General features: G+C 75.2%; 6 protein-coding genes and 1 pseudogene. All 7 read right to left on the reverse strand.

What is annotated here, in order from left to right:
* Positions 1-48: 48 nt before the first annotated feature.
* Positions 49-1,299 (reverse strand): metalloprotease, encoded by a 1,251-nt coding sequence (locus HET64_RS29560; protein WP_215110216.1) that lies wholly within the window; start codon positions 1,297-1,299, stop codon positions 49-51.
* On the reverse strand, positions 1,296-2,342 hold the full coding sequence (locus HET64_RS29565) for a lantibiotic dehydratase C-terminal domain-containing protein (RefSeq protein WP_215110217.1): 1,047 nt from the start codon (positions 2,340-2,342) through the stop codon (positions 1,296-1,298). Before HET64_RS29565 ends, HET64_RS29560 begins: the two co-directional genes overlap by 4 nt.
* Positions 2,339-5,116: a lantibiotic dehydratase gene (locus HET64_RS29570; RefSeq protein ID WP_374105586.1), complete on the reverse strand. Its 2,778-nt coding sequence runs from the start codon at positions 5,114-5,116 to the stop codon at positions 2,339-2,341. Before HET64_RS29570 ends, HET64_RS29565 begins: the two co-directional genes overlap by 4 nt.
* A gap of 13 nt (positions 5,117-5,129) precedes the next feature.
* On the reverse strand, positions 5,130-6,716 hold the full coding sequence (locus HET64_RS29575; RefSeq protein WP_215110220.1) for a nitroreductase family protein: 1,587 nt from the start codon (positions 6,714-6,716) through the stop codon (positions 5,130-5,132).
* Positions 6,717-6,760: 44 nt separating this feature from the next.
* The gene (locus HET64_RS29580; RefSeq protein WP_374105587.1) at positions 6,761-8,770 is read right to left on the reverse strand and encodes a TOMM precursor leader peptide-binding protein; all 2,010 of its coding nucleotides are present in this window, start codon (positions 8,768-8,770) and stop codon (positions 6,761-6,763) included.
* Entirely contained in the window at positions 8,760-11,102 is a 2,343-nt protein-coding gene (locus HET64_RS29585; protein ID WP_215110218.1) for a TOMM precursor leader peptide-binding protein, read from the reverse strand. Before HET64_RS29585 ends, HET64_RS29580 begins: the two co-directional genes overlap by 11 nt.
* A gap of 5 nt (positions 11,103-11,107) precedes the next feature.
* Positions 11,108-12,062: pseudogene (locus HET64_RS29590) on the reverse strand (AfsR family transcriptional regulator); the annotation flags it as partial.

Consider the following 12,062-nt stretch of genomic DNA (forward strand, 5'->3'; position numbering starts at 1 on the left):
GGGTGCGGGGGGCGGTGGACGTCATGGAACTCTCCTTGAGGGGGAACATCAGGCCGTCAGCAGATGGTGGGTGGCCGCGACGACCGCCGCCACGGTCCCGGCGAGAACGAGCACCGTGACCGCCGCGTAGGCGGGGTAGGCGATACGGGCCCGGCGCGGGTAGGCGGCGGCTTCCGGGGAGCGGCGCAGGGCGAGCCGGAGGTAGACGCCGGCCGAGGCGGCGAGGCCGGTGGCTCCGGCGAGCTGGCCCGCGATCCGGTAGCCGTCCAGGGGCGGCAGCGGCACGAGCATCGCGAACGCCTGGACGCTGCCGAGGAGCAGCAGGGCGGCGAACGCGTCGTGCGTCGCGTCGTCGAGCGGGGCGAACAGCCAGAGCGCGCAGAACGGGAGCAGGAAGACCAGGTTCATCACCGCTCCGGCGAGGGCGGTGGCGATGCGGTGCCGACGGGTGCCGAGGTAGAGGTAGTCGTCGACCGTGCAGTACATGATCACGGCGGGCAGCCGCCACCGCAGCCCGATCTCTGCGACCCGCCCGCCGTAGTGCCGGGCCACCACGCCGTGCGCCAGCTCGTGGAGGGCGGTGCTCACCCAGAGCAGGATCGCCGTGCCGGTCAGCAGGACGGGGTTGGTGAGCAATTCCCGCACGGCGAGCAGCAGTTCGCCGGAGCGGGCGACCACGACCGCCTCCATCGCGAGGACCAGCACCAGCAGGGGCACCAGCAGCCGGGGCGCGAGGAGGAAGCCGAACGCCCGGTGGAGGCGGGCGGTGGTGGCGTCGGCGTCGGCGACGAGGGGGAGGGAGCCGCGCAGGAGGGTGCGCTTCTCCGGTACGGGGACGGGCACGGCGGCGGGAACCCCCGTGGCGTCCGTCATCGCGGGAACCCCCGGGGCGGTCGTCCTCGCGGGACCTCCAGGGGCTCGGGGCCCCGGAGCGGCCGTACGCGCGGGAGCGCCCGGAGCGGCCGTACGCGCGGGAGCGCCCGGAGCGGCCGTACGCGCGGGAGCGCCCGCCAGCAGCCCCTTCGCTCCCAGCAGGGCCAGGAGCCGCTGCCAGTGGGCGTCCCCCAGCCGCCGCCCGTACGCGCCGGCGTACTCCTCGCCGATCTCCCCCAGGCTCCGCTCCCCGTCCATGCGCGCGATGAGGAAGTGCTCCTTCGGCCCGACCTTGAAGGAGTTGCCGCTCTCGGCGTCCTTGATCAGGTGGACGGTGGCGGCCCCGTCCAGCAGCGGGTCGCTGAGCAGGACGCGGGGCCGCAGCACGGGCCGGTAGGAGGTGAGCGCCCCGGGGACCGCGCTCACGCGGACTCCTTGAGGACCCGGCCCAGGACGTGGCTGAGGTAGGCCTCGTCGCGGATGGTGACGTGCAGCCGGTTGTTCGTCATGTGCAGGTACGGGGAGAGCAGCAGCGGCAGCGCCACGGCGGGGTCGGTGACCCGCTCGTCCCGCTCGCCGTCCCAGGACCGGAAGACCAGGTCCCCGTCCTCGGCCAGCTTCCGGGCCCGGTCGCGCAGTTCGGCGCAGTGCTCGGCCCAGCCGGCCAGCGACCCGGGGAGCGAGCGGGCGCCCCCGGGCGGGGCGGTGGCGGCCCTGACCCGGGCGAACCGGTCCCGCAGTCCGTCCGCCGTACGGGCGTAGTTGGTGTCGTACTCGTCGGTGCCGATGAACCCGGTGCCGGGGAACGCCCGGTGCCAGAACTCGTAGTAGTCGTCCAGGTACGTGGTCAGCTCCGCGCGGTCCGGCAGGAAGGTGGCGGACATCACCATCATGAACTGGGCGGCCGTGCCCAGCAGCACGGTGCGCAGGTGGAGGTTCTTGGTGGCGAGGGCGTCGACCACCAGGTCGCTGGAGTGCCGGAAGTGCCACTCGGCCAGCTCGATCCCGGCGGGCCCGCCGTACTTCCCGAACTCCGGCTCGTACGGCTCGCGATGGCGGGAGTTGTTGGGGCGGAGGTTCATCCGGCCCTGCTCGTCGGTGTAGTGGCCGCGCTCGCCGCCGGGGAACTCGATCTCGAAGAGGGTGTTGTAGAAGTCGTTGAGGAACCCGGAGTCGACCTCGTACAGGGCGGGCCGCTCGGCCAGGAACGCGTCGACGGCCTCTTCGGTGCGGCGGGCCACCTCCGGCTCGGCGGCGGGCGAGGACGGCTTGAGGCGCAGCCGTACGTGGGGGCCCTCCAGCCAGTAGTTGATGAAGAAGTACCCGGCGAGCAGCCCGTCGGCCTCCAGCTCCGCGACCAGCGGGCGGACGCAGTTCAGGAGGAAGGGGCGGGGGTTGGCCGCGTAGAAGACGTGGGTGGCCTGCCACGCCCCGGTGGTGGTCGCGGCCGGTGCGGTGGGGGGTGTCATGAGGTGCTCCTCCTGCGGACGGGTACGGCCGTCTCCACGGCCAGTTCGGCGACATGGCGGCCGTGGCCGCTGACGGTGGGCAGCGTGTCCTCGTCGGGCAGCATCTCCCGGAACACCACCCGGGCGTCGGGGGACTTGACCAGGGCTTCGAAGGCGGACAGGGACAGCGGGCTGTCGAAGTCGAGGTACTGCGGTTTGGCCCCGGTCGCGCCGCGGGCCCCGGTGTCCGACACGGTGGCGAAGACCCGGTCGGGCAGACCGTGGGTGCGCCGGAAGGCGTGCCAGTCCAGGAACCAGCCGTCCTCCGGTGTGCCCGGCCGGTGCGGCGGCAGGACGGTCGCCGGGGCGCTCCAGCTGCGCCGGCTCAGGACGAGGGAGCCGTGCCGCACCCGGGGCCGCCCGGTGACCCCGCCGCGCGGCTCGCCCTCGGGGACGCCCGCCCACACGTTGAGGGGGGCCATCGAGGTCGGGGAGAGGAGGAGCAGGGTACGGGGCAGCTCGGGCAGGGCAAGGGGGACGAGGTAGCCGAGGTAGACGGGGATCACCTCGCGGTCCAGACGGACCGAGCGCAGGGCCAGCCGGTCGGCGACGGGGTCGTGAACGAGGTACAGGTCGTCGAGCGCGATCCTGAACTCCGCCTCCAGCGTGCCGCGTTCGCCGGGGCAGACGATCTCGTACGGGGTCAGTCTGGCGTGCAGGTTGAGGTTGCTGGTGACCGGGCCGCCGGTGACCTCGGCCAGGACGGCCCCGTCGGGGACGAGGGCGTCGGTGTCCGCGAGGAGCCGTTCGCCGAGGCCGTCGAAGAGCTGGGTGAACCGGGTGAACGAGAACGACACCCCGCCGTAGGAGCGGTTGAGGACGACGAGTGGGTCACCGGGCCGGTCGGCGATCTGGACGTGGTGGCTCATCGGCGTGAAGTCTGCTTCCAGGCCCTCCAGTTCACTGGCCACGGCGTTCAGGAACGCGTCGTCGAGGCGCACTTCGGCCGCCCCCGGTCCCGCCGCCTCCCACAGCGCGGTCATCCGGGCGGTGAAGGTGCGCCGGGCGGTGTCGAGGGAGCGCAGCCTCTCCAGGCCCAGCCAGTTGACCTCGGGGACGTAGGTCCCGTCGGCGTCGTACGGGGCGCGGGAGGCGGTGAACGTCATGTACTGGTCGAAGAAGTCCTCGTGGAAGTCGTGGACCAGTTTCAGCAGGTCGTCGCAGCGCCCGCCGCGTCCGTACCGGGCGAGGAAGAAGCCCTGGAAGGTGATCCGCTGCGGGAGGGTGAGGTCGAAGGCGGGCAGGACCCGCTCCACCGCCGCCAGCGGACCCGCGGCCAGCTCCTCCCACGCGTCGGGGTCCAGCGCGACACCGGTGCCGGCCGCACGGCGGGGCCCCGCCGCCGCGTCCTCGTACAGCAGGGTCTGCGGGACCCTGGCGCGCCCGGCCCCCAGCTCCTCCTCCTGGACGGCACGCAGCCCGGCCCGTACGGATTCCAGCAGGGCGCGCCGCTCGTCCGGGGCGGCGTCGGCGAAGCGTGCGGCGTCGGCGGCGGGTCCGCCCAGCCGGTCCGCGAGCCGGTCGGCCCAGGCGCGGTCCAGGCCGCGCAGGGCGTCCTGGAAGGCGCGGAGCGGGTCCGTGTCGTGGACCTCGGTCCGCAGGCACGGCACCTGGACCATGCCGACGTCCAGGAGCGCCCCGAGGTACTGCTCGCACTCCTCGCGCGCCGCTCCCCGGTCCTGCTCCAGCCAGGCCGCCAGCTCGCCGTAGCGGAGGGTTCCGCGCTCCTCGAACAGACCGAGCAGCCGTTCCAGGGTGCCGCTGCGGCGCAGGAAGAACAGCCGGTCCTTCACCGCGTCGAAGGTGACGGCGGTGTCGTCGTCCCCCGCGGTGACCCACCGCCGGACGTAGCGGACCCGGTCGTCGTCGCGCCCCCAGCCGGAGGCGAGGGCGAGGGGCAGATCGGCGCGGCGGACCGGGTCGGCGATCACCGCGTCGGCGAGCCGGCCCAGCGCCACGACGTTGAGCCGGACCTGCGTCCGCCATTCCTCGTCGACCCGGACGCGCAGCCCGTCACAGCCGCCGAACACCCCGGGGGCGACGGCGGTGAAGGTGGAGAAGGGGCTGGTCTTGCAGGCGGTGCGGTAGACGTAGGAGAGCAGCGAGCGTTCGATCTTGCGCTGTTTGCGGTCGGGCCGCGCCCCGGCCCGGGACGCCTGGTGCCGGTAGGCGTCGAGCTGGGCGTCCAGGGTCGGCGAGGCGAGCAGCAGCCCCTTGCGCAGGCGCTCGTGACCGGCGAGCCGGGCCAGTTCGGTGCGGCTGCGGCCGGTCTCGGCGGCCAGCAGACCGGCCCCCGCGTCCCGCTTCCCGGCGAGGGCGCGGCGGCCGGTCAGCCAGTCGGCGAGGGCCCGGGCGGCGGCCGGGTCGAGGGCGCCCACCCGGGCGAGGGCGTCCTCGGCGGCCGAGGGGTCCGGCAGCCGGTTGTTGAAGACGTCCCGGCGCAGCTTCAGCAGGGCGCGGCGCAGCGGTTCGTCGTCGCTGCCGCCGATCAGCCCGTGCAGCTGATCGGCGGCCTTCCCGGCCAGCAGCGCCAGTTGCTCGGTGGTGTCGAGGACGTCGTCGGCCCAGCGGCGGCTGTCGGGGCAGCGCAGGGTCCGGACGTCGTCGACGGGGAGCCCGGCGACGCGCAGCATGAACGCGGGTCGCGGGGACGGGTAGTTGGCAGCGTCGGCTTCGTCCGTGCCGGCGGTCCCGGTGGTCTCGGCGGTCTCGGCGGTCTCAGCGGTGTCGGTCATCGTCGGCCCCCGTTCAGGCGATCTCGTAGCGGAAGTCGGCGGGGGCGGGGCGTTCGTTGCCGACCATCATGATCAGCAGGGGCGCCTCGCCCGTCCCTTCGAGACCCAGCTCCTCGATGTAGGAGATGTTGTCGAAGCCGAGGGCGACGCCGCAGCCGAGACCGACGGCCGCGGCGGCGGTGTAGACGGACTGGGCGACGGCCCCGATGGTGGCGTTGACCAGCCGGTATCCCCGGTCCCCGACCGCGTCGAGGACGGCGGTGGTGCGGACGGTCGGCACCAGGACGGCACCGGCCTGCTCCAGGTTGTAGTTGGAGAGGAAGTAGTTCCGCTGGAGGAACTCTCCCGGCCGCCCCTCCTTCACCCGTCGCAGGCTCCGCCGCTCGGGGTCGTAGGCGTACGAGCCGGGCTCGACGCCCTCGACGTGGTTCACGAACGCGTACAGCCGTGCCAGCCGGACGTCACCCGTGTCGCCGCCGATCCGCGATCCGGCCGAGGCCGCGGCCAGGCAGACGGCCAACTGGTCGGCGGTGACCGGCCGCTGGGCGTCGAACCGGCCGAAGCTGCTGCGGCGTGCGCGCAGGGCGGTGCGCACGTCGGCGTCCAGCGGCCGGGCGGGCGGCAGCGCGACCTCCACGAGCGCCGGGTCGACGGGGTGCGCGGCGGCCGGGGCCAGCGCCCCGGGGGCAGGCCGGGCGGCGGCGTCGGCCGAGGTGGCCGCCTGCATGCGGAGCAGCGCGTCGAAGGTGAGCACGGTACGCGAGCGCTCGACGTCCCTGCGGCGCACGGAGACGGGCGCCTCGGCGGCCCGCCGCACCGAAGTCGGCTGCCCGCCGGCCCACTTGAGCGGGACGACGGCGAAGATTCCCTCCGCCTGCGGGTCGACCCCGAGGAGTTCCGCGAGGCGTTCCTCGTCGAACCAGAGGGCCGGCTCGACGGCCAGGCCCCGGGCGGCCGCCCACATCCGCCAGGTCTGGACGCAGGCCCCGAGGTCCATGGAGACGGCGTGGAAGGAGAAGCTGTTGTACTTGAAGGAGTTCTGCCAGTACTTGATGGAGAGCACCAGGTACTGATCGGTCTCCGGCCCCGGAGCGCCCTCCCCCAGGGCCTCGCGGACCCGGCCGGAGACATCGCCCGTGAGCAGTCGCTGCATGGAGTGGTGGCGGGTGGAGTAGTAGTGCACGCCGGGCGGTACGGGGCCGCTCGGCCCGGACACCCAGTGGATGCCGACCGGGTACAGCCCGCCGCCGGAGGCGGAGCCGCGCGACCAGTTGGCCAGCGGGTAGAAGGGCAGGGCGTTCAGGTCGGTGTTGGCCTGGACGCCGAGGCGGCGGCCGGTCAGGCCGTACGAGTCGCGGAGCATGCCGGAGAGCGAGACGAGGTCGAACTCCTCCTCCCCCGGCCCGCCTCCGGGGAACAGGCCCCGATCGAGCGTCGCCCCGGCCGGGTAGGGGGCGTCCGGCAGCGGGAAGCCGTCCGCACCCGGGTGGAACTTGGCCTTGCGGGGGCCGTCCTGCCAGTTCGGTACGTAGTCCGCGGGGTCCATCGGGACCCGGCCGCGGTGCATGATCGCGGCGGCGTATTCATGGGCGTATCCCATGGCGAGCTCCTTGGTCACGGCAGGAGGGTGAAGGGGAGTGGCGGTCATGGGAACGGGTGCGGGGCGGGGTTGAGGTCGGCGTCGGTGAGGTCCGCCGTCCGCAGCCCCGCCTCGCGCAGGGCGGTGCGCAGCCGGGGCATGCGCAGGGCGCGCTGGCGGGTCCAGCCGAAGTCGATCGGCAGCAGTCCGGGCACGATCACGCTCACCGTCCTCAGCCCCAGGTCGCGCTGTTCCGGCATGGTCTGGTCGACGACGACCACGTCGAACCCGGCGGCGGCGACGGTGTCCACGCACCGCAGCAGGTCCTCGCGCAGATCGTCGGAGACCGGGAGCACCGGCCGCGCGCCGGGCCCGTCCCCGTACAGGTCGTCGAGGGAGCGGAGCGGCGGGCGGGGGCTGCCCGGCGCGCCGAGCAGGAAGTCCGCGTGGTCGCCCATCTCCGGGATCCCGTACGCCAGCGGGTGGTCGTGCAGCGCCTCGACCTTCGCGAAGTCGGTCGCCATGGCCCGCAGCCGGTCCTCGTCCCGCTCCGTGCGGCTCTGGAGGTTGACGGCGTCGGTGGCGATCTCGCAGAGCGCCCCGGCGAGAGCCGCCTCCGGGTCGAGTCCGGCGCCCGCGCCGAAGCACATCCGGCCGGGCCCGCCGTCGGGGCGGACGGCGACGCCGGTGACGACGGGGATCGGGAAGGAGATCCGGGTGTCGAAGAACCGCGCCTCGTACCCGTACATCTCCAGCCGGTCCACCATCTCCCGGGTGGCGCGGCGGCGGCTGGTGCGCGGGTCGATCTCGGGCAGCGCGGCCCGCCCGTACCAGGAGAGCAGGAACGCGTCCCGTTCGACGACCTCCATCAGCCCGAAGTAGGCGGCCTCCTCCAGGGCGCCGCCGGACGCGCAGCCGTTGGAGCTCTCCTGCACGAACCGGTTCTCCAGGCCGGGCGCGTGGTAGTAGGTGAGCACTTCGGGGACCAGGACGGTACGGGAGTCGCGGAGCGACCAGCCGCGCACCCAGGGGATCTCCCGGTCCGGGGTGAAGGGCCGGACGCGGGGGTTGGCCCGGTGGAATTCGTCGGAGTAGAGGCCGCTGACGCGTGGGTCAAGGGCGGCCCGGCCCTCGGCGCGCAGCGCGTGCAGGCTGGCACGCACCTGGGCGCGTTTGGCGCGCGACCGCATGCCCGCGTACCGCTCCAGGCCCTCCAGCACCCCGATGCGCACGCTCTCGGCGAAGGTGTCGGCGTGCCCGCCCCAGAACGTCTCGCGCAGATACGGTCCCGAGCGCATGGAGAAGCAGCCGATGGTGGCGGAGGTGGATGTGGAGGAGACGTCTTGGACGACGGAGGGGCCGAGCGAGCCGCAGACGGGGTTGGCGTACGGCTCGACGGGCAGTTCGTAGTCCTCGATGTCCCGGACCCGGAAGCCGCCGGGCCGCAGCTTGGGCGCGGGCCGCAGGGTGAGGGCCGCCGCCTCGTCGCTGTCCGGCTCGGGCCGGCCGCAGGCGGGGCACTCCGGGTCGGGGACGAGCGGGTAGTGGCGCACGGCCAGGGTGTCGAGGTCGACGAGGTGGACGGCGGGGAAGGCGCCGGTGGCCGGTCCCCCGCCGTTGAGGCGGGCGGCGACGACCCCGGCGAGAGCCTCGGCCGCGAACGGGGTGATGTACGGGGACGGGCCCGCCGCCCGGGTCCCGGAGCCGAGCTCCAGCGCCTCGCGCAGGGCGACGGACCGCACGCCCTGCCACCGGCGCTCCAGGCAGCGGGCGCAGGGGCGTCGGGCGGTGCCGTCGGGTGCCGGGAGGGGGCCGACGACGGCGTGCCGCCCGTAGTAGCGCACGGGGACGGCCCGGCCCGCCGGTCCGTCCTCCGCGAACGCGTCGCGCACGCCCAGGGGCCGGACGTCCAGCGGGGTGGTGGCCGCCGCCCCGCCGTGGCGGGCGAGGGCCTCCCCCAGCAGCTCCGCGAGGAGCCGGGTGGACTCCCCCAGCACCGGTGTGCCCGGCCCGGTGTCAGCGGTCATCGCCGCGCCCGACGCCCGGGCCGTGTCCGGCGCGGTCTCAACGGGCATCGGTGCCGCCCTCGCCGTCCACCGTGAGCAGCACCCGGGCCGTGGCGATGGAAGCGGAGCGCAGGTCCGCCGGGGTCGTCGGCACGTACAGGGCGTCGCGGCCGGCGGACCTCAGTGCCTCCAGCACCGCGTCGAACGTGGTCTCCGCCGCGTCCGCCGCCACGGACTCCCCGCCCACCGCGATCGCCCCCGGGGCCAGGTCGGCCACCAGCGGGTCTCCGGTGTCGACCGCCGCCCCCGGGTCCTCGGCGGCGAGCTGCACCTGACCGAGCAGGTCCCGCAGGGCGGACGCGGCCGCCGAACGCCGGGACAACCCGGCCCCGACCGCCCAACGGGGATGGGCGGAGCGCCCGTTCGCCTCGCGGGCGAGCACCACGTGGGCGGAGGTGCGGTCCGCCTCGCCCAGGTCGAGGAGGTCCACGGCGATGTCCAGGTTGGCGGCGGACTTCAGCAGGAACACCAGCTCCGGATCGTCGCCGCCCACCGCCGTCGGGCCGACCCGGGTGGCGCCCCGCACCGCGCGCCGCAGGGCGTCGTGGGCGAGCGCGGACAGCAGCCCCCGGCCCGCCGCCTCCGCCGCGCTGCCGCCCGCCCCGGAGCCGGCGGTGGTCGCCAGGTGCGCCCGGTCGTGGTTGTGCGGCCCGAACGGGCGCAGGGCGGCGGCCGGGACGCGTACCGGGTCCTTGCCGATCAGCGAGGTGGCGACCGCCCAGGCGGCGGGCACGGCCCCGGTGCCGCCGCCGGTCGTCAGGGCGTCGGGTCCGAGGGTCCGCAGCGCCCGCGCACCGCCGTCCGGTTCATCGCTCCGGACGCCCGCCAGGGGGACGACGTGCTCGACGTACGCCTCGGCCGCCGCGTACAGCGCCCGGGTCCGCGCCCCGGCCAGGTGGTGCACGTCGAACGCGGCGATCCGGCGGCTCGTCCCGCCGCCGAGCGCCACCTCGACACGGCTGAGCTTCAACGGGGTCTGGGTCAGCTCCTCGTCGTCGTAGCGGCGGAAGATCCCGGTGTACGGGCGGACCAGCACGGTGCTGATCCGGTTCAGCTCCTCGACCAGTTCCTCCGCGTCGCGGGCGGTCTCCACGGTCGCGGTGACGGGCACCGCGAGCGTGCCGGGCAGCGCGGCGGGTTCGCCGACGGGTGCGCCGGCGGGATCGTCGGCGGCGAGCACGGTGCAGCGGGCGCACCGGGGGTGGGGCTGGACCGGTTCGGCCATCACGTCCAGTGATTCCAGGTCCTGGACGAGTACCTGGCCGGCCGTCTCGGCGGGCAGCGCGCCGGTGGCCAGGCGGAAGATCTCGTAGCCGACGAGGTTGCCGACCATCGCGGCGACCGGGCCGGACAGGGCCGCCCCGTCGGCCGGTACGGCTCCGGCAGCCTCGCTCCACAGCTCGGCGGCGGTGCCGGGGTCGACGTTGCCGCTCAGCCGCAGGAGGGCGCAGGACCAGCAGCCGGTGGAGCGGGCCGTGGAGAGCGGGCCGACGACCAGGCGGCGGCCGAACAGCCAGGCGGGGACCAGGGTCACGCCCTCGGGCACCCCGGCGGCCAGGAGCCGGTGGGTGCGCGCCCCGGCGTCCGCGCCGGTGACCACGACGACGTCGTAGCCGTCCAGGTCGGCCCACCCCGCGTCCGTCCCGGCGGTGATGGTCCCGACGCGCGCCCCGTTGGCGGCGGCCTCGGCCGCGACGTCCCGCGAAGCGATGCCATCCTGCGGGGGTGCGCCGTCCCGCGAAGCCGCGTTGTCCCGTGAGGCCGCCGCGCCGTCCGCTGCCGTGACGGTCCCGATGCTCGCGCAGCCGTTGCGCACCAGGCTCAGCGCGCACCAGCGGGCCGTCTCGTCGTCGCCGAGGACGGCGACGCGGGTGGCCCGGTAGCGGGCGAAGCGGGCGGGGGCGTCGTCGGCGTAGTGGTCGACGTAGGCGATCTGCGCGGCGAACCGTTCGGCGGTCACCTCGTCGAGGGTGTCCCCGGCGGTGGCGGGCTCGGGGACGTCGCGGGCGAAGCCGCGCGCGTACAGCGTCTTGACCAGCTCGGCGGCCATCGCCCGCTGCGCGGGGCCGAACCCGGCGCAGAGTTCGGCCAGCCGGTGCTGCCCGGTGAGGTGCGGGACGACGAGGGAGGCGAAGCGGTAGGCGGTGCGGCCGGTGAGATGGAAGCCGCCGTCGGCGTTGTGGAACAGCACCCCGCCGGGGGTCTCGGTGAACAGCACGTCGCGCCGGATGCGCGGCCGGGTCCCGGCGAGCGCGTCGAACGCGGTCGTCGAGGGGGACGACGCGGGTGCGGTCGTCGAGGGGGGCGTGGCGGGTGCGGTGGGTGCGGCGCTCTCGGCCATGGGGATCACACCTTCTCTGTGCGGCGGTCGCGGATCCGGGCGGTTCTTCGTACGTGGGCGCGGAGCAGGTCGTGGATGCGGTACGGGCCCGGCGGGCCGTCCTCCAGCAGTCCGGCGTCGGCGAGCCGCTCCCGTACGGCTTCGGGAACGCCTCCCTCGTCCTCGGGACCCCGGTCCCGGTCGGCGAGCAGCTCCGGCGGGCCCTGGGCGAGGCGCTCGAAGGCCTCCGACAGCCGGGGGTCGAGCCGGCCGAGCGCCCGGTCGAAGAGTCCGGTGACCGAGAGGTCCGGGGAGTCGGTCAGGGTGAGCCGGGCGAGCGGGTCCTCACCCAGCCAGTCGACGGCGTCGGCGAGCCGCAGCCCCGGCCGGGTCAGCAGCCGGGCGGTGAGGATGCGCAGGGCGGCGGGGAAGTGGCCGCACAGGGCGGCCAGTCGACGGGCGGCGCCCGGTTCGGCCTCGACCCGCTCGGCTCCCAGGGCGGCCAGCAGCAGGGCGTACGACTCGGCCTCGGTGAAGGCGGACAGGCGCTGCACCCAGCCGCCGTGCGTCGCGATGAGCCCGCCGAGCCCCATCCGGCTGGTGACCACGACGGCGAGGTCCGGCACGACGGCGGAGGCCCCCGCTCCCGCGCCTCCCGCAGGCGCCCCCAGGACTCCCGCGCCCGGCGCGAGCAGGGGCCGCACCTGATCGGCTTCGACCACGTCGTCGAGGATCAGCAGGGCCCGCCCCTCGCCCGACTCCCCGAGCGCGGCGGCCACTTCGGCGGCCACCTCGTCGACCGTGCGGGGTTCGCCGTCCGCGCGGGTCATCCGGACGAGTAACCGCCCGGCCGGGAAGTCGTCCCGGACGAGCCGGGCGACGTGCTGGGCGAGCGCCGACTTGCCGATGCCGGGGGCCCCGGAGACCAGGACGGTGAGGGGCCGTTGGTCCTCGGGGCCGGGGGCCCGGGGCGCGGTGAGG

The sequence above is a fragment of the Streptomyces sp. McG3 genome (genome assembly GCF_018619185.1).
GTDB lineage: Bacteria > Actinomycetota > Actinomycetes > Streptomycetales > Streptomycetaceae > Streptomyces.

What these genes read in the sequence shown, in the direction of transcription:
- HET64_RS29565 (WP_215110217.1), bottom strand. Translation starts at nt 2,342, where the DNA reads ATGACACCCCCCACCGCACCGGCCGCGACCACCACCGGGGCGTGGCAG.
- HET64_RS29570 (WP_374105586.1), bottom strand. Translation starts at nt 5,116, where the DNA reads ATGACCGACACCGCTGAGACCGCCGAGACCGCCGAGACCACCGGGACC.
- HET64_RS29575 (WP_215110220.1), bottom strand. Translation starts at nt 6,716, where the DNA reads ATGGGATACGCCCATGAATACGCCGCCGCGATCATGCACCGCGGCCGG.
- HET64_RS29580 (WP_374105587.1), bottom strand. Translation starts at nt 8,770, where the DNA reads ATGCCCGTTGAGACCGCGCCGGACACGGCCCGGGCGTCGGGCGCGGCG.
- HET64_RS29585 (WP_215110218.1), bottom strand. Translation starts at nt 11,102, where the DNA reads ATGGCCGAGAGCGCCGCACCCACCGCACCCGCCACGCCCCCCTCGACG.